Origin of the sequence: Thalassolituus sp. UBA3500, assembly GCF_002377545.1 — a bacterium.
GTDB lineage: Bacteria > Pseudomonadota > Gammaproteobacteria > Pseudomonadales > Oceanobacteraceae > Thalassolituus.
The window spans coordinates 1-20,568 of record NZ_DFQB01000060.1 but is presented as its reverse complement, the minus strand read 5'-3'; the positions used below and the strand labels follow the sequence as shown (position 1 = coordinate 20,568).

Sequence of the window (20,568 nt, the reverse complement as noted above, 5' to 3'; positions counted from 1 at the left end):
AAAGCCGTTACGGAAGCCGTAATAAACGCGCCCTCAGAGTTATTCTGAGGGCGCTTTTTTTTGCGCCCCAGACTCTTGATATCGAATTGTACTTAAAGGTATCTGCACGGTGACGTCATCAAAAGAAATGGGTATTTGTGCTTGTTCTCCATCGACACTTGCTCGGAAACGATTCTTAATGGGAGCCCTTGTCTGGTGATCAAGTTGCATACTCGTCGAGATGACATGGTCGGTTTCCGGTGTGATGGTCTGATCCATTGAGAAGGTCACGGGACCGCTATACCTGAACGGCATTTTTGTTTTGACCGGCATTGAAAAAGACACCGGTAATTCAAATCGAATCGGAATAATGCCCCTGACCGGCAGTTTTGGCAGCCAACGGTTCACTAACTCGATATCAGAAATGACATCCAGGTTGGTTTCGATCAGAATTTTTTCGTTAAATTGCGCCTCAATATCAATCGGTATCTGCGTATCAATGTCGATGTCGGCTGTGTATGTACCCTTAATAGCGAGGGGTAGCTCAACCGCCTTCAGCGGTAGTTCAACCGGGACGTTACCGGAAAATCTGAAATCAGCCACATTCGTGGTTTCGCTCTCTATAGCGAACGCCTGACCCAGTTGGATAAAACTCAACTGCCGCTCAATTGATACCCCAATAACGAGCCTGGAATACAGCGCAAAGCCGATCGCGCCGCCGATAAGACAAAGCAACAGGGCCAGCCAGCCACCGATAATCACTCGCCTTAATGCAATCACGGCGTCCCTTCTTTTGGTTCTTCATCGGTCAGTGTGGTACTGAAACGCAGGTCTTTTAGCGGCAGCCCCAGGTTCATCTCTGTAATCGCGATGTCGGTCTGCTCGACGAGCGTGACATTGGCATTCAGAGAGTTGAGCACCGGCACAGATAGCTCCGCCTGAATCGGGATGTCTGAGGTAATCAATGTGTTGAGCGACACAGTGATATCATCGTTAACGTTAACCTTGGCTGGGGTACTGAACGACAGATCAATTGAGCGATCAACAGGAATATTGAGGTTTACGGGGATGTCGGTCTTTACTGGCAGTTCGCCGTTCAGAGGTACGTCTACCCAAAAGCCCAATATTTTAACGCTGACTTCTCCATCTACCGGAATCATCTGGTCAATATGAATGGTCTCGCGCACCGGAATGTTCATCTTAACGGGCACTGCGCCTTTAAAGTCGACAGACACGTCCAGTACTTCACGCAGTGGTATGGTCAGTGTCTGATCAATGGGCACGCTCGACGCAATCACCGTATCAATATCGACCTGTAATGGGTCAAGAATATCGACAGTGACAGGGAAACTGTGCGCGATGTTAATGCGTGCCTGTTGATCATGCAGTGGGATATGCGCTGAGACATTGCTCCATACCCAAAATGCGGCGTAACCACCGGCAGCGATGGCTACCAATAGGGTAACGCCAGAGACATAAAGCCAGCGCGGCCCGCCCCTGGTGGGAGTGCTCATATATTGCCTATGTCTGAATACAAAATCGAAGTACCTTATTTTTATCTTCTGATGTTACCTCAGTGCAGCCCCCAAAACCGAAAAATAACAAGCAAAAGCGTGATTGGTGGCTTGTCTCTGATGACCCTGTGGGTAGAGGCCAAGTTTCGCTTCGTCTGACTTCAATGTGCCTTTCACTAAGAAACTATTCTTGATCGACGCATCCTGAATGAAGGCTTCAAATGCCCGTGCGCACATTTCTTCGGGTTGGGAGTAGTAGAGCGTACCGAAGTGCCGGTCGGCCTCTGCGGATGCCTGAAACTGTTGGCTGGGTGAATCCCCGGAGTCATCCAGCATAACGCTTCGGAAACAGTCAAACAGCGCGTCGTTCAGACGGTGCGGCACCGGCGTTGCCTGCTGGGCCAGCCAGGCGCTTGAGGCAAATGCATGTGGGGGAAGGCCAGAAAAAGCCTGTTGGCCAATGTAATGATCAAAGGCATGAAACCACTCATGAGCGATGCTACCGGGGCCGGCGTTCTTAGCAAGGGCGAAGACCTTCTCCTGCGGGCTGTAGTGCGCCGCGACTCCGGGGCGTCCTCCGGTGCCGTAGTGCAGGGCCAGCGTTCCGCGCAACGAAATCACGGTTTCCGGTACACCCAGGATGCACATCAGATCACACAGAGCGTCGTAAAAATTTACCGCTGCAGCCTCCTGCTCGGTACGCGTCACCCAGCGTCCGGTTCTGACGCCATAAAAACCAAAGCGCTCCCTGACTTCACGGAATGAAACGTACTCGTCTTCAGAGCGATGCACCGGGCCGTGCCGGTAAAGTTTTGAGTGTCTGGGCATCAGCACATGATAAGCCGGTAGTGAAAAAAGTTCATGCCCGTGTCAGTTTTACATATCTATAACCAAGAGGTGTGCGGTGGTCCCCTCAGGTCGGTTACACTAATTACATTCAAGAAAGCTAACTATCTGTTTGTGATGGGCAATATATGGGCAGCCAATACTCTCCGGACTCCAACCTTTTTACTGATGCCGATATTTCCCGGATCATTGAGATGGCATGGGAAGATCGCACGCCCTTTGAGGCCATCGAAACACTCTATGGGCTGCCTGAAAAAGACGTTATCGCCTTGATGCGCAGAGAGATGAAACCGTCGTCATTCCGTATGTGGCGTAAGCGAGTAAGTGGCCGGGCCACTAAGCACCTTGCTTTGCGGCCAGCAGGTATTGATCGGGCCTACTGCCCGACTCAGTACAAGCATCGCTGACCAATACAGGCACTGTTGAGCAGTAACTTGAATAGTCTTTCGATCTTTGGTGTCAGCTTTCCTTTGATTCCTTTTTTTGGACTCAGCGCTTTGCTGCTGATTGCCATCGTGAATCGAATTCTGCCTTCTGGCGTTCCCGGGTTAGTCGACCGGATTCTCTCACGAGTGTTTGTGGCTCTGGTGATATCACGCATGGTATTTGTGGTGCAATTTCGCGACCAGTACTTTGCTGCAGAAACGCCGGCTTTCGCTATGGTTGATATTCGGGACAGAGGGTTTGAACCTGTCGCATTTTTAGCTGTTATGGCTCTTGGTCTCGGGCATATGCTGTTGAGAGAGGGGGCTGTGCGTAAACCACTGATAATAATGGTAACGATTGCCCTGCTATGGGTGGGCACGGGTTTCAGCGTGTTTAAATATACCCATGATACGCCCGAGGTATGGCCGCAATTCAGCTTCAACGATCTGACGGGGAAGTCATTGCCGCTCAGGTCTGATCTTGCCAATATCACGGTTGTGAATCTTTGGGCGACCTGGTGTCCGACGTGTAGGGCCGAAATGCCAGTGTTTGAACAAGCCCAGCAAACCTACCCGCATGTGCGCTTTGTTATGCTCAACCAGGGAGAGAGCCGGGCTGACGTCGTCCGCTTTCTCGAGGCTGAGGAGTATCAATTTGATAATGTCTGGCTGGACCCTGACGCAAAGATGGGGCGTTGGCTGGGGCAAACCGCGGTTCCGGTTACGCTTGTCTTTGGTCTCGATGGTGAACTCCTCACAGGGCACACAGGAGTTATGTCGGCTGCCACGCTCTCCAGGCTACTCTCTTCGGAGTCATCCTCAGATCTGTTGAATTAGTCCGCCCTGTGGTCAGGAACGTCCTCGCTTCAGAGCGGATGCCGCATTACTTCTCTTTTTGGTGCAACTGGCCTGTATCTTGCTCTATTTGTGCACAAGAAAATGAATACATTAGTGGATACAGCATTTACCTCATGTTGCAGGCAGTGAAAAACGCGCGTCCGGGCTGGCAAGCCGAGATGGATATGCGCCTCGAAAAACGCGGCAGCAAAACCGTGATGGCAGGCCTGACCCATCGTGGCCCCCTTCGTGTGCAGCGTCCCTTCTACCCTGAGGGCGATACCAGTCATATTTACCTGCTGCATCCCCCCGGCGGTGTCGTCGGTGGCGACGGCCTGACATTCAAAGTGAGCTGTCAGCAGCAGGCGCATGGTTTGTTTACCACGCCCGGCGCAACCAAGTTCTATCTCAGTGCAGGGCCGATGGCAGAAGTACAACAAATGCTCCATGTTGGTGCAGGGTGTGCACTGGAATGGTTCCCTCAGGAGAGTATTTTCTTCACAGGATCGAAAGTAGCCTCGAAAACACAGGTCGATCTTGAAGGCGATGCGCATTTTATGGGGTGGGAAATCAGCTGTTTTGGTCGCCCAGTCAATCAGGAGCGCTTTCTGCATGGTCAGGTAAAAACCCGCTTTCAGGTACGCCGCGATGGCCGCCCGTTGCTGACCGACCATCTCCATGTATCGGACCCTAAGCATCTCAGCGCGGCAGCGGGTTTGCGCGATTACCCGATGCAGGGGCTGTTTGTCGCGACCGGTGGCAATGAAACTCTGTTAGAAGAGTGCCGCGAGGTACTGGCCGCTGCTCAGGAGAAGTTAGTACAGCCGCTGCCTGCTGGCATGACCCTGCTTGATGACCTTATTGTGCTGCGCGTTCTGGGTGTCAGCACCGAGAAAATGCAATCACTGATGATTCCGGTGTGGCAGTTGCTACGCCAGAAAGTTTTAAATAAAGAGGCGGAAATTCCGCGCATCTGGAATACCTGACGGGCAAATTTATGGAACTGACACCAAGAGAAAAAGACAAGCTGCTGATTTTTACCGCAGCGCTTCTGGCCGAACGCCGTAAAGACCGGGGCCTGAAATTAAATTACCCAGAAGCCGTCGCTTTCATTACGGCCGCCATTATGGAAGGCGCACGCGATGGTCGGACGGTCTCTGAGCTGATGGGGCATGGCCGTACCCTGCTTACCCGCGATGATGTGATGGAAGGGGTGCCAGAAATGATTCATGAAGTTCAGGTCGAAGCGACGTTTCCGGATGGCAGCAAGCTGGTGACTGTTCACGATCCGATTGTTTAATTCTGCAGATTAACTGAATTCAGGAGCACACTATGATACCCGGAGAAGTTAAAGCTGCAGAAGGCAGCATCACTCTGAATGATGGCCGGGCGACGATCGAAATCGAAGTCGCAAATACCGGTGACCGTCCCATTCAGGTTGGCTCGCACTACCATTTTTATGAAGTGAATAATGCACTCACGTTTGATCGTGAAAAAGCCCGTGGTTTTCGGCTGAATATTCCAGCCGGTACGGCTGTCCGTATTGAACCCGGCCAGACGCGAACGGTTGAGCTGGTGGAGTACACAGGTGCACGTAAAGTGTTTGGTTTTCAGGGCAAAGTGATGGGAGATCTGTAATGTCAGACAGCAATAAAACAATCTCGCGTCAGGCCTACGCCGACATGTTCGGCCCGACCACGGGCGATCGTGTACGCCTTGCAGACACAGAGCTCTGGATTGAAGTTGAAAAAGACTTCACCACCTACGGCGACGAAGTGAAGTTCGGCGGCGGCAAGGTAATCCGTGATGGCATGGGACAGTCGCAAAGTACCTCCGAAAAAGTCATGGATTGTGTCATGACCAACGCGCTGGTTATCGATCACACGGGTATTTATAAAGCCGACATCGGCATTAAAGGCGGGCGTATCGCTGCTATTGGTAAAGCCGGTAACCCCGACGTACAGCCAGATGTCACGATGGAAGTCGGCCCAGGTACCGACGTTATTGCCGCCGAAGGTAAGATCGTTACGGCAGGCGGTATCGACTCCCATATTCACTTTATCTGCCCACAGCAGATAGAAGAGGCTCTGGCGTCTGGTGTTACGACTATGCTTGGTGGTGGTACCGGCCCAACCACAGGTACCAATGCGACGACAGTCACGCCGGGCCCATGGAATATGGCGCGCATGTTGGAAGCTGCGGACGAATTTCCGATGAACCTTGGGTTTCTGGGAAAAGGCAACGCCAGTCAGCCAGAAGGTCTGCGCGAGCAGATTGCGGCGGGCGCCATTGGTCTGAAGTTGCATGAAGACTGGGGGACGACGCCGGCGTCTATCGACTGTGCATTAACGGTTGCCGAAGAAACCGACACTCAGGTCGCCATTCATACCGATACTCTGAATGAATCGGGGTTTGTTGAAGATACGATTGCGGCATTTAAAGGCCGCACCATTCACACCTACCACACCGAAGGTGCCGGTGGTGGTCACGCGCCGGACATTATAAAAGCCGCAGGGCTTGCCAATGTACTGCCATCATCAACCAACCCAACGCGTCCGTATACCGTTAATACGGCAGACGAACATCTTGATATGCTGATGGTGTGTCACCACCTTGATCCGAGCATTCCGGAAGACGTCGCCTTTGCCGAATCGCGTATTCGCGTTGAGACCATCGCGGCGGAAGATATTCTGCACGACCTCGGTGCTTTCTCAATGATTTCGTCCGACTCTCAGGCCATGGGCCGTGTTGGCGAAGTCGTTACCCGCACCTGGCAGACAGCGCATAAAATGAAAGTGCAGCGCGGTAACTTACCGGAAGATCCTGAAACGCATGATAATTTCCGCGTGAAACGCTATATCGCTAAATACACAATCAATCCGGCGATTGCTCACGGTATGTCCCATGAAATTGGCTCGGTCGAAGTTGGTAAGCTCGCAGATCTGGTGGTCTGGAGCCCGGCATTCTTTGGTGTAAAACCCGACCTGATCTTAAAAGGTGGGTTTATTGCCATGGCGAAAATGGGGGACCCGAATGCGTCGATCCCGACACCACAGCCTGTGCATTATCGACCTATGTTCGGCAGCTACGGAAAAACCCGCAACGCGACCAGCATGACCTTTATTTCTCAGGCGGCGCTGGATGCAGGAGTGCCGGAAAAACTGGGCCTGAAAAACCTGATTGGTGTTGTTAAAGGCTGCCGTACTGCAACTAAAGCGAGCATGGTACTGAATGACTGGCAGCCGGATATTGAAGTTGATCCACAGACATACGAAGTACGTGCAGACGGTGAACTCTTGACCTGTGAGCCTGCGGAAATATTGCCTATGGCGCAGAGATACTTTCTTTTTTAAGTACAGGCGCAGCCGCTTTGTTTTAACTACAGGCGCAGCCGCTTTTTAAAAAGCTTTTCTAAATTGAAGAAAAACATGATTGAACTGATTAAAAAACTAACGGCTCACGAAGTGTCGCACGCAGATCTATCTGCAGCGAAGACACTGAGCCTGCCCATTGATCTGCGCATCAAGAGCCGGCAACGAGTAACCCTGTCGGATGGCCAGGAAGCAGGCCTGTTTCTGGAGCGCGGTACTCTGTTGCGTGGCGGCGATGTGATTACCGACGGGCAGGGCACGCTGGTGTCGGTGAAGGCCGCTGATGAAACCGTCTCAACGGTACGTTGTGCTGATCCTTTGCTGCTGGCAAAAATTGCTTACCATCTCGGCAACCGCCATGTACCGCTACAGATTGAGTCGGGCTGGCTGCGCTTTCAGCACGATCATGTGTTGGAAGATATGGTGCGCCAACTGCCGGGTGCCGCAGAAGCCGCCGAGGTTATCTGTGAACAGGCGCCGTTTGAACCCGAGTCAGGAGCCTATCAGCAGGGCGGTGGACATCATCATCACCATGGGCACGACCATGATGACCACTCACATACACATAGCCACTCGCACTGAAAGCGAGTGGTTGAAATACAGATTGGAGATTTGAAATGAAAAAGTTAATGGCTGGCTTCGTAGCCTCTGTAATGTCTGCTGCCGCAACCTCGCATGAAGGCGATCATTCTGGTGAAAGCCTTGGTGGCCTGGTGCATCACTCTCTATTCGATGCAGATCACCTGCTGATGCTGGCGGGCGCGATTCTCGTCGTTGGCAGTGGCGTTGCGATGTTTGTACGCAGCCAGAAAAAGACTGAAAAAGCTGATAAAAAAGCCGACTGATTATTCATTATGTCTGCTGCTTTTTTTCGTCTTCAACAGTTGATCAGCCCATCACTTCCGATTGGCGCATTCACTTATTCTCAGGGTATGGAATGGGCAGTGGAAAGCGGCTGGATCAGCAACGCTGAATCCTTGCACAGCTGGCTCGATTCTATTCTCAGCGGCACCATGATCACCATGGAACTGCCGCTACTGTTGCGACTCGCCGACTGTATTGAACATGATGATGCGCAAGGCTGCTACGACTGGTCGGTGTATCTGTTGTCTTGTCGCGAAACCAGCGAGCTTCGCGCAGAAGAACAGCAGCGTGGCCAGGCGTTTACCGCACTGCTCGATAAACTGCCTGAAGCGGCTGTCTGGCCAGAGTTGAGTCAGGAAGCATGGCGCAGTTCAATGGAGTTGAGTCAGCTGACGGGTTTTGCTTTAGCTTGCCATAAATGGAATATTAGCCGCGAAGATATGCTGCGTGGCTATTTATGGAGCTGGCTTGAGAATATGGTGATTGGTGCGGTCAAACTCATCCCGCTTGGCCAGAGTGATGGCCAGCGAGTACTGTTCCGCTTTACCGATGTACTGGAACAAGCCTGCCGCGACGCTCTGGATGTTGAAGATGATGATATCGGTGCATCGTCACCGGCGCAGGCCATCGCCAGCAGTTTGCACGAAACACAATATTGCCGTTTATTCCGCTCGTAAATAAGCACGGATAAACAAACATTAAGATTGAAAAATCGTTAATAGAATTCAGAAAGGAAAAACAAATGGCTGATTACAAATCTCCACTCCGTGTTGGTATTGGCGGCCCGGTGGGCTCAGGAAAAACTGCACTGTTAGAACAGCTCTGTAAAGCCATGCGCGACGATTATCATATTGCCGTAGTGACCAACGATATTTACACCAAAGAAGATCAGCGCATCCTGACTCAGGCTGAAGCCCTTGAGCCTGAACGTATCGTGGGTGTTGAAACAGGCGGCTGTCCACATACCGCGATTCGTGAAGACGCATCGATGAACCTTGCGGCGGTAGAAACGCTGGCAAAGAAATTCGGTAATCTGGATGTCGTGTTCGTTGAAAGTGGCGGTGACAACCTTTCCGCAACCTTCAGCCCTGAACTGGCGGACCTCACTATCTACGTGATCGACGTAGCTTCCGGTGAAAAGATCCCACGCAAAGGCGGCCCAGGTATTACCAAGTCAGACCTGCTGGTGATTAATAAAATCGACCTGGCTGAGCTGGTGGGTGCGAACCTTGAGATTATGGATTCAGATACTAAGCGTATGCGTGGCGAAAAACCGTATGTGTTCTCGAACCTACGCACAGACATTGAAGGCCTGAATGACATCGTTAGCTTTATTACCCGTGAAGGGATGCTGAAAAGTCATGCGGAGAAAATGGCGGGCTGAGAATAAATCCGGCTGATGTCGTACGGTTAAAGAACAGTAACTGTTATAACTGTTCTTTAATCGCTATCATCATCTTCATCAACGCGGATCACAGGCAGATAGATTTCAACCCTGGCTCCTGCCTTTAACGTCGTTTCCCGCGTAGCTAGTTTTCCGAAAACTGATCTTTCCCCGATAAACGGGCAAGTAAGTCCACTTGACCAGACAGAGCATTAGAAGGCATCTTAAGTGCGGGTCTCTTAGATTGAACCAGCAAGGATAGTTGTTTACTGCATGGCTGATTATGCTCCCGAGTATACAAAGAAGGAAAGGCTCAAGATTGTCCTTATGCATCTGGCATGTACGATTCCAGTCATACTAATTGCCAAACTGTGGTTCTTACCGTGGTTCAACGAGTATGCAGATAACGCTCATTGCTACGATTACGACTACTTCACCGGCACGCAGGTAGTTCTCTATTCTATTTTTATCGGGATTCCTATCAGCTTTGCACTGCTAATCTTTGCGATAGAAGGCACCCGTTCGTTACGAGTGATTCGCCTTGGTCAGAATCCACTGCCTGGTGAGAAGGTGTTCCGCCCCACAAAGTACAGCTACGGTTTCAGGGCAAGAGTGAAGCCGGTTGCCGTACTGCTGTTGATAGCAGGTATGACGGGTGTAGGTGTGAAGGGTATATTTACTGTTGATAAAGTACTCATCGATAGTGATTACTCCCATAATCAATGCGTAGAACTTTAGGGTTTGCTTATTAGATACGGTAACAATTTCTCGGTTTCTACGATGGAATGTTTATGTTCAAAGTAGTTTTTTTTGTCGTTTTAGCTTTCGTATTTCTATTCTTCGCTCTCCAGCATGATGACGAAATCAGTACTGAAACCCAAAGCTTGATAGCCCGCTTAGCTGACGACGGGAACAGTGAAGCCTATTTGTATTTGTTGGGGATCTACGCCCAGGAAGGCGATGATCCTATTGCTCTGGGAAAGCAGATTCTAGAAGTCAGTAGCTCACCAGAGCTATCTGATGGTCTTTTTGTTTACCCTGAGTCTAAGAAACTATCGCTGCCTGAAGGTGATGGATTCTGTATGTTTGAAGACGACGACTGTATCGGGTATCTGTTTTCTGGCTCGGTAAGGGTTTCAGCGCTGATTGAGCACTATAATGAGTTGCTTGAGCGTTCTGATCGTTTCTTTCAATACGATGAATACAGAACTATGGCGCAACCCACGGCCGATGAGATTTATCCTGAGTATAAATATTTGCTTAGAGCTCATCGTATCAGGCTACTGGAGGGGATATCTTCGTATAAGGATGGGGATGTAGACGGCGCAGTTGGATCTTTGCTAACTCAGTTTTCCATTGTCCGCCGTGCTAATGAGCTTCAGGATAATCTTGTTGGTAAGGTGGTTTTACTTCTCGCACAGTCAGACATTCTGGATGTATTGAGTGTGATTCTGTCTGAGACTGATACGCAGATTGAAGAGATTCCCCGGCTGAGCGCGTCTGAGAAGGGCTTCGGTAGGGTATCCGCCAGAGAGTTTGGCGTTCTGTACTATGGCCTGAAAAGCCTGGATAAGCACCCTGATTTTTTTGAAATAGACGGTGACTTCAGTGATGCGCCCGAACGGTTGGTAAGAGCATTATACAAACCAAATATGACGATCAATGCTCTCGCTCCTCTCTATCTGTTACCCGAGAAACTGGCCGTGTTATCGCCAGCGGAGTTCGCACAGGAATTAGAAAATCTCGAAAGGTACATCCCATCAACTTCAATCATTCGTAACCCGATTGGTAATATTCTGCTAGGCATTGAAGGGCCTGCTTACGAGAGATATGTCGCCAGATTTCACGACCTGGACGTTAAAATCGCCCTGTTTAACCAGCTTCATCACTCGGAGTTAGCTGCCAGTAGTTTGATTAATCCATATTACGGGAGTGAAATCCCCAGGTTGGAGAACGGTAGGCTTTGTTTCTCAGGGCCTTTGGAAACGAAATCTTCACTGCGTTGTTTAGTGGTTGAACTGTAGAAGACAACACACAAATAAACACATCAAGGCTGCCGACTGCACCTGTATTTTTTATCACGCAAATACTCTTTTTACTAGGCTGTGTTTGATTGAGTTCTGGAATGAATGAGTGACGAGAAGGAGCATATTGAGAAGGACAATATGCTCCCCGTAAGGTTTGTCGAACCTATCAGAGGCTCTCATCCGGCTCGGGCATCGGTTCTTTCGATGACATTGGCGTTGAAATTGAGTTAGGTTGTTTCGAGCAGAGGGAAGTAATGGCCCGCCCGAGAGGATTACTGGCGGCCTTCGGCCCGTCGTCGCAGGGTCCGACGTTCTTTCCGTTCGCAGGCTCACTTCAAGTCGAACCTATCAGAGGTTGTTCGTATCGTCCTGATACTCACCCTTCGGGCTACGCGCAAATCTGTTCCTGACAGATTTGTCTCATCCGGCTCGGGCATCGGTTTCTTTGATTGCGGTGGTGGTGAGGTGATGCCCGGAGGATGACCGTCGTCGCGGGCTCCTGTTTTTGAAAAGAGGGTTCTCTCCGTTCGCAGGCTCCTTCCGAGTCGAACCTATCAGAGGTTCTCGTCCTTCTCAGACTTGCAGTTAAATAAAAAAGGCTCCTGAATCAGCACGCGTTGCATGCGGATTCAGGAGCCTTTTTTATTTAATGGCCCGCCCGAGAGGATTCGAACCTCTGACCTCTGCCTCCGGAGGGTAATTCATTATAATATACTAAACTACATCCTATTGAATTAAAAGAACTTTTTAGAAAAATATTTCGCCATATGTGACGTCATTTAAGGGTAATTGATAGTCTTTTGTGTCACATAATTCCGCCCCTATGATTTTGTATTTTGACCTCTGCCGCCAGAAAAATTCATTCTGGCGGCAGTAAAAATTACTATGTCGACAGTGTTGTAATTGAGCAGCGGAGTCAGAGAATTAGGTGTGTTGCATTTAATGGCTTAATTTCAGAAAACAACCTCAGCCCTACCGACGAAGCAAGAAAGTACCTCTACGCCTTTGTAACAGAAGTGCTGATGAATCCAGCACATGCGGGATTGAAAGAGAAGCTTGCTTCAGAACTAGTGGAAAACTTTTTAGTTGTGCTTAACGAAGTTCGGGGAGATCTATCTAAATATGCCCGTGTAACAGATCAACCTGAGCTTGCACGCTACTTCACTCGCGCAATTGAAGCTCTAAATAAGAATGTCGATGAGGGGGTTGATAACCTCGCGGATCTGAAGTTTACCTCTGGGCCATTAAAGGTACTGGTCTCGGTGTATGGTGCCGGTGGCATTGATGCGGTGAAAGGTCTGAGAAATATGAAAGGGTCCAGAAAAGAAGCATTGAACCTATCGTTTGAAGTTACGCTCAGCTACCTAGAAAAAATAGATTACTCGAAGTTCGATGATGCAGATCTCGAAGCGATTGGTACGGTCTTCAAGAGATTCGGAGGCAATATCAACGAATCCCAGGGCGCCATTGGTGAAATGCTTACGGTGTTTGCCATGCAGAAACTTGGGAAGACCGTCTCCAGAATTCAGGAAAGAATTCCAATCACTGGGCCGGGTGGTAAAGTATATGCCCACCGCGTTTCTGATATGTTTATCGATGGAGTCTTCGCGGATGTGAAGACCGTGACACCAGAAGGGCTTGCCAAGCTGATGCAGTTTGGTACGCGCCCCGGGGCGGTGATTGAGGACAGCCTTAAGAAGTCAGGTCAGTTGTTTCGTGATCTGATTGATATGGGAAATAATCCTGACACTAGGAAAATCCTCGTTCTTCCCCCTCATGCTAAAGATCGCGTGAGTGAAGTTAAAAATGCGATTTTTAATGGCGCGGGGTCGCCGGGTACGAGAAATGAGCTTATGAAAATGTGGGGCCTTGATCCAGGTGACGCAAAGCAAGTCGAGATATTCGAAACAAAGTTAGAATCTCTAAAAATCAATTTCGAAGTAGTGGTGTTGGACGTATGATTTTTTCAAGTTTTATATCAAGAGTATCGGTTAATTTATATCGTGAAGAAATCTATATCACCTCTGGTGATATCTATCGCACAGAAAGCTTTTCAATTCATACCGTTATGCCAATTGACAGATACTTGTTCAGCTGGAATCCGTACTCTTCCGGAAATTATTCTCTCGGTTTTTTAGCTAGTGATAGATCTGGAGGAGATATCTATTCGATAGAATCCAATGAATGGATTAGCAGTTTTTTACTGTTTCAACTTGATTCGTTTGCCAATTTTTCTATGGAGCCTATCCTGCTCGAGGGTGAGTACTTATATAACATTATGAGATCGAGTGAAGACTCCACAATAGAGATTACTTTGCCATCTTTTTGGGGTGATAATTATATTGTGACCTTTTATAAAGACAGGAGTGGTAACTTTAGCGATCGTTCTAAAAGATACACTGAGATTAGCTTTAGGTCTCTTGATTTGAATGTGATTTGGACGAATTCAGATTATAAATCGGCCTCGTACGGGTCTTCAGGAGATCAACGTTTTTCTGGTGTTTATGACTTTAATAACTTTATTTGCATAGATAATCATAGTGTTATTTTCGCCCTTGATAAATCCGATGGTAAGGAAGTCTGGCGTTTTGCGCCAGAAGGGGCTCGTAGCTTTGATGCTTACAATCTTGTCAGTGATGACCTGATTCTGTTTGTAGCAATGAAAACTATTTATCTGCTTAACCCTGAAAATGGTGCAGTCCTCAATCAAATCGATTTTTCAGAGAAATACAACTATCTGAGAGCGGAATACGACGGCGAATACATTTACATTTTTATCAATGATTCACCGCAGATTCTGGTGTACGACAAAACATGCTCGACGCTGATTAATCGCATTGATATTCCCGAACCCTACCAATTTATGGCGTTAGAAGTGCCGCATCTGGTCGATGGCGTTCTCTATGCGTCGCTTAACTGCGCTACCCGTACCTACAACGCCTTAATGACTCTGACTAAAGATGAGTTGCTGGGGAAGACCCCTCTAACCATTGAGTATGAAGCACGACCAGAGACCGAAGTCGAATGTGTGAAAAACTCGGATGACTCCGACCACTACGTAGTGACGGTGACGGGTGATAAGCCCGATTGGGTATTCCGCTATGCCGGAGTCGCGGCGATGGATGTTGTGGCCAAGTACGGCACAGCACCGGTACCCTCGCCAGAATTGAATCAGGACTTTAATGGGTTAATTAAGATCCGCATTGGTGGATTGCCGGAAGAAGATCGCACCGATGAGTTCCTTGAGCGTCTTGCTTTTCAGATCGGTAAATCAGCGGCAGACCAACACCACCGAGCAGGCATCCATAAAATCCGCGCTGAGTGTGAATGGGTATAATTAAAGGATTAATAAATGTCTGAATTGTCTCTGTCAGCACGAATGACGTTTTCAACACTCGAAACAGCGGTGGCAGTTAAACATTTATTTCGGCAATGGAATGACAGTGGCAGCTTGCTGGCTGCCTTACTAAAAGAATTCGCAGAGCGAATCCCTCAAGTAACAGAACTCGGAAAACAACTGGATGCTCTGTTGCAAGAGTTCAAAGAGTCAGACGAGATACGGCTCAGAAACGTTAGTCTGACCTTTATCGGAAATCGCGATACTCGTTTTTATTACAAATTTTCGCCAGACGACTACACCATCGCAATGCGGTTCACTAATATTGTCATTGAGTGGGTTGCGTCCTTGCCAGCTACCGAGCAAGTCGTATTAATGACTATCGGCGATGAATATGATTTTACGGTGTACGAGCACGGTAAAACATACAGTGCTGATACCGGTGGTGAACCTAGTTTTTATGATTGGATCATGGCGCAGTCTGATGGCGAGCTTCCCGGTGAATCATTTGACCTCCCTATTTGGTACAAAACCTACGAAAAAGACCTTGAAGTAGCGAAAGTCGCGCTAAGACTTAGTTGATCAAGAATTTTTCGATATGGTGGGTGATTTGTACATAGAAATAAGTGATATTTAATGAAAGCTATTTATTTATCTAATGAGCGCGATGAACGTTCTAGGCTAGAAGAAGAGAGTTTGATTTTTGGTGGCCATACTTATGCCTTGAAAGTATGGCGCGATCAACTTAGTTACAACCTGATGTCGTATTTACCTGAGTTGGGTTTTCATCGTTGGCGAGAGTCGCCCGCCGGTGATCGATGTTTTTTATCCACAGAGATAACTATGAAGGGAGTCACTGAGAGTAACGAACTCAGGGTTTATAATGAGGCGTTTGAGCCTTCGACTTATTTCGGCATAGAGTGCGCTAAAAACAACCTCTGGAGTGTCGGCGATATGTATATATCGGATGAGGAAACCACAGACGAATCATATAAAACTATCCATTTTGCCAGATTTTATACCGAACATTCGCATGACCCCTTTTATGAAATCATTGATCTTTTATCATGTGCTCAACGATATGAGTGCCAGACGCTATTAATTTTCAATAGTTCACGGACACTTATATCTCTTAACGATGATATGACGATTGGGTGGCAACGGGTATTTCCTCAAGTGAATGGTTATTTTAAAGGTGATTTTTTTAAGTATAAGAATAATTTTATTGTAAGCGCAGGAACTATGACAGGCCAAGATCATAGTGGCCAGCTACTGTACTTAGATGCCGACACCGGTGCTACACTGTGGCAGCGAGATCTTCCATTCAGTATTTATTTTTGTACGATGGTTGGTGATCGAGTTTACTTATCAAGTCAATGTGATTGGCACTGGTGTGTATTATGCGCCGATACCGGCGACATACTATTGCAAGACAGCTATGTGATTAAACATGAAATGGATACAATGGGCTGGCTGTGGGGCGACAGTGGGTATATTTTTTTAAGCTATGGGGAGAATATTCTTCGGATAATGGATGAAGTGACCGGTGAAATCGTGCAAGACGTACCTATCCCCGAAGACTTTAGTTTGAGTAATACGTCCCACCCTATCGTAAATGATGATTTTATTTATATCCGATTAAGCAATGGGGGGGGGATCGAAAAAATACATACCTATGGTGGTGTCATAATTTTGCCACGTGAGGAGCTCAAACAAGGCTTTCCACTGACCATTGAAGTTGAAGACAAAGGGGATATTAGCCATCAAGCCATTGCCGATGGAAAAACTGAATACTACGAAATTACTGCCTCCTATGAAGAGCTTGGCGATGTACTGCGTTTTGGTCAGATAGAAATAAAACTTGTTGCCCATCGTTTCGCTTACCATCAGCTAGGAAATTTAGATAATGACTGGAAAACCCGCATTAATAAAAAATTCGATGGACGCATGGTATTTAATGTCGATAAAGCCAAACTAAAGAACCCTGACGACAGCAAGTTTGATTTGATGGTCGAACTGTTCAATAAACACTTTGCCGAAAAATTCCGCGCCCCAGCGAATAAAAAGCCGTTGACGATTGAGTGGCGGTATATTTGATTAAGGGGATGATTCATAGATTCGGGGAAAGGAAAAAGCTTACCTAGATGAGCTAGCCAGTATTCAAACGACCGTTAAGATTGGGCCAGAAAGCTTTAAGCAATCCCGTATTTATGACTATATCTTGAAAGATGGTTGGCACGTTGATAAAAAAGCGTGGTCAGTCTCCAATATTCAGAAATACCTGAAGGGTTCGGCTAAAGGCGATATTCTAATCTCGGGTGAAGAAAGCACAGGCCAGCTGTTTCGTGATTTGGTTGCAGCGGGTAATGGAACTAAAATTCGCTGGAGTTTTGATGCACGGGCAGGGGAGTTAGGTGTGGATAAAATTAAGGAGCTAGTTAGGCAAGGGCTTAAAGAAAACATTGATGATATAGCTCAGGTTGCTAAAAAAGATATTAGCAACCTTGATAAAACCGATGAATTCATTAAAGAAGTAATGAATAATTTTGATATTAAAATAAGTGATATTTAATGAAATTTATTTATGTTTCGGATGAAGTTGATGAAAAGTCTTACCCTTGTAGTTTGAATCTTGTTTTTCGCGGATATACGTACTCTATCGAAGTAGAAAAAGATAGCTATAGTTATAACTTTTCCAGTTATATGCCAGAGCATCGTCTCGGACCATGGTTGGACTCTCCTGAGGGATCTGTTGTTTTGGTTTCAAAAGATATTGGAATTGAACCAAAATACTTTTTTGTTGAGAAAAACGTTTATGGAAGAGACTTCGAGCCAACTGAGTACTTTGGTAGTAAAAGTGTGAACAGGGAGGGGAATAAATTTGGAGATTTATGCGTTATTAATGAAGAATCATCTGTAGCTGGTGAGTACATTCTTAGGGTGTATCGTAACTTAAATGCCCCGTGCCTTTTTGAACTTAATGTAGGGTTAGTGAATGCTTGTACGGTGGTTGATGATAATCTTATTATTCTAACGAAATACCCCCGTGGAATTCTAAGTCTAGATTCTTCATTTGTCATAAACTGGAAAAAAGAATTTCAGAATGCCAATCCCAGGCATGCCGATATCGCTTTCTTTCAGTATGAAAACAGTGCGATTGCTAGCTTAGGAAGCACCCATCGTGACGCTGGCGATGGGCAAATTATCTCCGTTGACACTAAAAATGGAGACACACTATGGCTTCGAGATATCCCGTTTGTTGTTGACTACTGCACACTTGTTGGTGATCGTATTTACCTCTCTGGTCGAGACGATTGGCAATGGTACATATTAAGCGCAGATACCGGTGAAATATTACTTGAGGATTCAATCAATTTTGAAGACGAAGATGCAGATTTAGGGCGTTTATGGTCGCATGATGGTTTTCTCTTTCTTTATCTAAGATATAACGTATTGCGCATTATGGATGAAACGACGGGGAGAGTTCTTCAGGATATCCCAATACCAGAGGAGTTTATCTTATCTCTGGGGTTCTACCCCGAGGTCATTGGTGATTACATCTATATCCGGTTAAGCAATGGGGGTGGCATCGAAAAAATGTCTACTTACGGGGGCGTCATGATTTTGCCACGTGAGGAACTCAAACAAGGCTTTCCTCTTAGTATTGAAGTCGAAGACAAAGGCGATATTAGCCATCAAGCCATTGCAGATGGAAAAACAGAATACTACGAAATTACCGCCTCCTATGAAGAGCTTGGCGATGTATTGCGTTTTGGTCAGATAGAAGTAAAACTCGTTGCGCAACGTTTTGCTTATAACCATTGGGGAAACCTAGACGATAACTGGAAAACTCGCATTAATAAAAAATTCGATGGACGCATGGTATTTAATGTCGATAAAGCCAAACTAAAGAACCCTGATGACAGCAAGTTTGATCTGATGGTCGAATTGTTCAATAAACACTTTGCCGAAAAATTCCGCGCCCCAGCGAATAAAAAGCCGCTGACGATTGAGTGGCGGTATATTTAATTTTTAAGAGGATAAATCATGGATGATCAACGCGAACAGATCAAACAACTATTTATTGGTATGCCATTCGCGCTACTGCGTTGGGTAACACTGGCAGACGGCAATACCCTGGATAGAGCGACAAAGGTAACCTTTGTTACTGTCATCAGTCGTGAGCCACACAAGACAGTAATCGGGTCTTCCTGGCAAGAGGTCAACCCAGAGGTTGGTGATGGATTGTTAGGATCTGATGCTGAGGACCTTTCAGCGTTATTTCAGGCGTTTGTTGGTATCTCAGAAGTCATTGCCGGAGATAAAGAGAGCGGTGAAGGATTACGTAAAGCGCTCTTCGATTTTGCCTACGATCTGGCTCTGGAGTTGGCCGAGCTTCCAAAAGAGGCAAGTGACTCTGAGCTACCTGATATTCAGAGGCTGTGTCTTCATGCACTCCTAGACCTGTTTGCATTATCGGAGAATGTCACGGAGTAAAACGTTTTTTACAAGGAAACCGTTAAAAAATTTGATATCGATCCGGGTCGTCAGATTTGAGTACTTAAATTCTCGGGTGAAGAAGCATTCCATCATTATTTTCAAGTGAATGGGTATTCTTCCGGCGAGCAAAATGACTTCTCTTCAGGTGACCAAGCAGGCCCGCTAAGACACCGCCCCAACCGTTACGTACCGGTAAAAGTGCCACTGTATGACGAACAAGGCACCATTAACGACCAAATAGCCGTTGCTAATAGCGATGACGACAGGCTAACAAAAGCCGATGTTGATGCACGCTTTGGCTGGGTCTACCGCCCAGAACTCAGCTTCAGCATGATTGACCTTATGGTCAGCGAAATAAACGAAGAGGATTTACTCAACCCGAGCAACACCATCAACCTGCTGAACGAAAAATCCCCCGTGATTAGCAGTACCGCCGATCTGGTTAAAGTGATTTTTAATTTAATTGGCTCAGAATACGAACGCATCACCTCGCTTGATGGCGAGCAGCAATACATCTTCGCCCTTGGTGATCAAGAAATCGAAGTCACACTGGATAAAGGCAAAGACGGAAGTGAAGAACAACAAATCAGTTTCAGCAATCTTGAATACCTCAGTGAACTCGAAGTAGAGGATTACCTGACGTTGAGTTTGTATTTAAATCAAGATGCACAGAATACGCTTTGGGAGTGGGCTTTCACCACGCTAGATGTCGATATCGACTCAGACAATAACAATGGCTTTGAATCGCCTGATAGAACCCCAGAAGAAGAAAACATAGAAAAAACTCAACAACACACCGGTAAGCGCATTCGAGTCAACACCGGAGATATTAACAACAATGATATTCCCGACTTTGCAGAATTTGACTATCTAGATGAAACCGGTGCGCGCATAGGTAAACCCTTTGTGCCTTTTGTGGTTGAAATCCCGCCCGAAGTGCCCATCGTTAGAGCGACACTCAGTTTTCAATATAGCGGTTCAGATCCCCTTGGCGTCACCAGTATTGACGACCCTGATAATGAAGGCAAAAAAATCTACACCCGCTTCTACGACGACCGCGAACGCGACCAACCCATCGAAGACTTAGAACGTCAGTTCACCACACCAGAATGGGAAGTAGCCATGTTTGACTGCGATGATGAGGCGTTATTGAAACTCACAGAAGCGCTAACGGATGCATGGGGCCATGCTTTGAAGGACGGTAATCTTCCGGAGTAAGGTTCAAACCCGCATCGTTTCTGATGCTGTTGGTAGCTACGAACATAATACCTGTAAATATGATTCAACTAATTCCACCTGTCTGAAAACTGGTGGATTCGGGTACTCAGTTAACATATGCATGTAGAATTTAGCTTTGCAATGAAACTATCTTCTGAGAATTATGCGAGTGTCACGGTATTAGTCAGGTATTAGTCATGGTATTAAGAGTAGTGATCTGAGAACACCGATGCTTAGAAAATAGGGGTAAGCGGATTAAATGGTTG

Annotated in this window: 24 protein-coding genes; 20 read left to right on the top strand and 4 right to left on the bottom strand. The window is 47.2% G+C overall.

Features of this window, described 5'->3' with window-relative positions; genetic code table 11:
• Window positions 1–39: 39 nt before the first annotated feature.
• The 3 genes from B2R29_RS15605 to B2R29_RS15595 are packed head-to-tail and all read right to left on the bottom strand — an operon-like array spanning window position 40 to window position 2,321.
• Window positions 40–759 carry a hypothetical protein gene (locus tag B2R29_RS15605; protein WP_301181908.1) on the bottom strand — a complete coding sequence of 240 codons (720 nt, stop codon included), beginning with the start codon at window positions 757–759 and terminating at the stop codon, window positions 40–42.
• Window positions 756–1,493, bottom strand: coding sequence for a hypothetical protein (locus tag B2R29_RS15600; protein WP_301181907.1), 738 nt, complete (start codon window positions 1,491–1,493; stop codon window positions 756–758). Before B2R29_RS15600 ends, B2R29_RS15605 begins: the two co-directional genes overlap by 4 nt.
• Window positions 1,494–1,547: 54 nt before the next feature.
• Entirely contained in the window at window positions 1,548–2,321 is a 774-nt protein-coding gene (locus tag B2R29_RS15595; RefSeq protein ID WP_301181906.1) for a CLCA_X family protein, read from the bottom strand.
• 146 nt (window positions 2,322–2,467) lie between these two features.
• On the opposite strand from B2R29_RS15595, the gene B2R29_RS15590 reads away from it, so the two are divergent.
• From B2R29_RS15590 to ureG, 10 genes are all read left to right on the top strand, one after another.
• Complete coding sequence (locus B2R29_RS15590) at window positions 2,468–2,746, top strand: TIGR03643 family protein (protein WP_301181905.1); 279 nt, start codon at window positions 2,468–2,470, stop codon at window positions 2,744–2,746.
• A 27-nt stretch (window positions 2,747–2,773) separates the two neighbouring features.
• Complete coding sequence (locus B2R29_RS15585) at window positions 2,774–3,601, top strand: TlpA family protein disulfide reductase (protein ID WP_301181904.1); 828 nt, start codon at window positions 2,774–2,776, stop codon at window positions 3,599–3,601.
• A gap of 134 nt (window positions 3,602–3,735) precedes the next feature.
• Window positions 3,736–4,587: an urease accessory protein UreD gene (locus B2R29_RS15580; RefSeq protein WP_301181903.1), complete on the top strand. Its 852-nt coding sequence runs from the start codon at window positions 3,736–3,738 to the stop codon at window positions 4,585–4,587.
• Window positions 4,588–4,598: 11 nt separating this feature from the next.
• Window positions 4,599–4,901: an urease subunit gamma gene (ureA, locus tag B2R29_RS15575; RefSeq protein ID WP_301181902.1), complete on the top strand. Its 303-nt coding sequence runs from the start codon at window positions 4,599–4,601 to the stop codon at window positions 4,899–4,901.
• A gap of 32 nt (window positions 4,902–4,933) precedes the next feature.
• Window positions 4,934–5,239 carry an urease subunit beta gene (locus tag B2R29_RS15570; RefSeq protein WP_301181901.1) on the top strand — a complete coding sequence of 102 codons (306 nt, stop codon included), beginning with the start codon at window positions 4,934–4,936 and terminating at the stop codon, window positions 5,237–5,239.
• The gene (ureC, locus tag B2R29_RS15565; protein WP_301181900.1) at window positions 5,239–6,954 is read left to right on the top strand and encodes an urease subunit alpha; all 1,716 of its coding nucleotides are present in this window, start codon (window positions 5,239–5,241) and stop codon (window positions 6,952–6,954) included. Before B2R29_RS15570 ends, ureC begins: the two co-directional genes overlap by 1 nt.
• Window positions 6,955–7,029: 75 nt before the next feature.
• Window positions 7,030–7,554 (top strand): urease accessory protein UreE, encoded by a 525-nt coding sequence (gene ureE, locus B2R29_RS15560; protein WP_301181899.1) that lies wholly within the window; start codon window positions 7,030–7,032, stop codon window positions 7,552–7,554.
• 35 nt (window positions 7,555–7,589) lie between these two features.
• Window positions 7,590–7,817 (top strand): hypothetical protein, encoded by a 228-nt coding sequence (locus B2R29_RS15555; protein ID WP_301181898.1) that lies wholly within the window; start codon window positions 7,590–7,592, stop codon window positions 7,815–7,817.
• Between the two features lie 9 nt (window positions 7,818–7,826).
• Entirely contained in the window at window positions 7,827–8,513 is a 687-nt protein-coding gene (locus B2R29_RS15550) for an urease accessory protein UreF (RefSeq protein WP_301181897.1), read from the top strand.
• A gap of 65 nt (window positions 8,514–8,578) precedes the next feature.
• Window positions 8,579–9,220, top strand: coding sequence for an urease accessory protein UreG (gene ureG / locus B2R29_RS15545; RefSeq protein ID WP_301181896.1), 642 nt, complete (start codon window positions 8,579–8,581; stop codon window positions 9,218–9,220).
• Between the two features lie 56 nt (window positions 9,221–9,276).
• Here the strand turns inward: ureG and B2R29_RS17005 are convergent, their stop codons facing one another.
• Window positions 9,277–9,396, bottom strand: coding sequence for an RnfH family protein (locus B2R29_RS17005; RefSeq protein ID WP_374047339.1), 120 nt, complete (start codon window positions 9,394–9,396; stop codon window positions 9,277–9,279).
• A 151-nt stretch (window positions 9,397–9,547) separates the two neighbouring features.
• On the opposite strand from B2R29_RS17005, the gene B2R29_RS15540 reads away from it, so the two are divergent.
• The 10 genes from B2R29_RS15540 (at window position 9,548) to B2R29_RS15495 (ending at window position 20,302) form a co-directional block, all read left to right on the top strand.
• Window positions 9,548–9,958: a hypothetical protein gene (locus tag B2R29_RS15540; protein WP_301181895.1), complete on the top strand. Its 411-nt coding sequence runs from the start codon at window positions 9,548–9,550 to the stop codon at window positions 9,956–9,958.
• A gap of 53 nt (window positions 9,959–10,011) precedes the next feature.
• Window positions 10,012–11,244 (top strand): hypothetical protein, encoded by a 1,233-nt coding sequence (locus tag B2R29_RS15535; RefSeq protein ID WP_301181894.1) that lies wholly within the window; start codon window positions 10,012–10,014, stop codon window positions 11,242–11,244.
• A gap of 839 nt (window positions 11,245–12,083) precedes the next feature.
• On the top strand, window positions 12,084–13,208 hold the full coding sequence (locus B2R29_RS15530) for a hypothetical protein (protein ID WP_301181893.1): 1,125 nt from the start codon (window positions 12,084–12,086) through the stop codon (window positions 13,206–13,208).
• A gap of 470 nt (window positions 13,209–13,678) precedes the next feature.
• A complete protein-coding gene (locus B2R29_RS15525) occupies window positions 13,679–14,584 on the top strand; it encodes a hypothetical protein (protein WP_301181892.1) in 906 nt (301 codons plus the stop codon).
• A 15-nt stretch (window positions 14,585–14,599) separates the two neighbouring features.
• Complete coding sequence (locus B2R29_RS15520) at window positions 14,600–15,166, top strand: hypothetical protein (protein ID WP_301181891.1); 567 nt, start codon at window positions 14,600–14,602, stop codon at window positions 15,164–15,166.
• Window positions 15,167–15,220: 54 nt separating this feature from the next.
• Complete coding sequence (locus B2R29_RS15515; RefSeq protein ID WP_301181890.1) at window positions 15,221–16,681, top strand: hypothetical protein; 1,461 nt, start codon at window positions 15,221–15,223, stop codon at window positions 16,679–16,681.
• A gap of 124 nt (window positions 16,682–16,805) precedes the next feature.
• Window positions 16,806–17,156 carry a hypothetical protein gene (locus B2R29_RS15510; RefSeq protein WP_301181889.1) on the top strand — a complete coding sequence of 117 codons (351 nt, stop codon included), beginning with the start codon at window positions 16,806–16,808 and terminating at the stop codon, window positions 17,154–17,156.
• Window positions 17,156–18,613, top strand: coding sequence for a hypothetical protein (locus tag B2R29_RS15505; RefSeq protein WP_301181888.1), 1,458 nt, complete (start codon window positions 17,156–17,158; stop codon window positions 18,611–18,613). The genes B2R29_RS15510 and B2R29_RS15505 overlap by 1 nt, the downstream gene beginning before the upstream one ends.
• Before the next feature lie 18 nt (window positions 18,614–18,631).
• A complete protein-coding gene (locus B2R29_RS15500; RefSeq protein ID WP_301181887.1) occupies window positions 18,632–19,081 on the top strand; it encodes a hypothetical protein in 450 nt (149 codons plus the stop codon).
• Window positions 19,082–19,282: 201 nt separating this feature from the next.
• On the top strand, window positions 19,283–20,302 hold the full coding sequence (locus tag B2R29_RS15495; protein ID WP_301181886.1) for a hypothetical protein: 1,020 nt from the start codon (window positions 19,283–19,285) through the stop codon (window positions 20,300–20,302).
• Window positions 20,303–20,568: the final 266 nt, after the last annotated feature.

Bases quoted from the DNA above. Each gene is read 5' to 3' on its own strand.
- B2R29_RS15600 (WP_301181907.1), bottom strand. From the start codon at position 1,493: ATGAGCACTCCCACCAGGGGCGGGCCGCGCTGGCTTTATGTCTCTGGC.
- B2R29_RS15595 (WP_301181906.1), bottom strand. From the start codon at position 2,321: ATGCCCAGACACTCAAAACTTTACCGGCACGGCCCGGTGCATCGCTCT.
- B2R29_RS15590 (WP_301181905.1), top strand. From the start codon at position 2,468: ATGGGCAGCCAATACTCTCCGGACTCCAACCTTTTTACTGATGCCGAT.
- B2R29_RS15580 (WP_301181903.1), top strand. From the start codon at position 3,736: ATGTTGCAGGCAGTGAAAAACGCGCGTCCGGGCTGGCAAGCCGAGATG.
- ureA (WP_301181902.1), top strand. From the start codon at position 4,599: ATGGAACTGACACCAAGAGAAAAAGACAAGCTGCTGATTTTTACCGCA.
- B2R29_RS15570 (WP_301181901.1), top strand. From the start codon at position 4,934: ATGATACCCGGAGAAGTTAAAGCTGCAGAAGGCAGCATCACTCTGAAT.
- ureC (WP_301181900.1), top strand. From the start codon at position 5,239: ATGTCAGACAGCAATAAAACAATCTCGCGTCAGGCCTACGCCGACATG.
- ureE (WP_301181899.1), top strand. From the start codon at position 7,030: ATGATTGAACTGATTAAAAAACTAACGGCTCACGAAGTGTCGCACGCA.
- B2R29_RS15555 (WP_301181898.1), top strand. From the start codon at position 7,590: ATGAAAAAGTTAATGGCTGGCTTCGTAGCCTCTGTAATGTCTGCTGCC.
- B2R29_RS15550 (WP_301181897.1), top strand. From the start codon at position 7,827: ATGTCTGCTGCTTTTTTTCGTCTTCAACAGTTGATCAGCCCATCACTT.
- ureG (WP_301181896.1), top strand. From the start codon at position 8,579: ATGGCTGATTACAAATCTCCACTCCGTGTTGGTATTGGCGGCCCGGTG.
- B2R29_RS15540 (WP_301181895.1), top strand. From the start codon at position 9,548: ATGCATCTGGCATGTACGATTCCAGTCATACTAATTGCCAAACTGTGG.
- B2R29_RS15535 (WP_301181894.1), top strand. From the start codon at position 10,012: ATGTTCAAAGTAGTTTTTTTTGTCGTTTTAGCTTTCGTATTTCTATTC.
- B2R29_RS15520 (WP_301181891.1), top strand. From the start codon at position 14,600: ATGTCTGAATTGTCTCTGTCAGCACGAATGACGTTTTCAACACTCGAA.
- B2R29_RS15515 (WP_301181890.1), top strand. From the start codon at position 15,221: ATGAAAGCTATTTATTTATCTAATGAGCGCGATGAACGTTCTAGGCTA.
- B2R29_RS15505 (WP_301181888.1), top strand. From the start codon at position 17,156: ATGAAATTTATTTATGTTTCGGATGAAGTTGATGAAAAGTCTTACCCT.
- B2R29_RS15500 (WP_301181887.1), top strand. From the start codon at position 18,632: ATGGATGATCAACGCGAACAGATCAAACAACTATTTATTGGTATGCCA.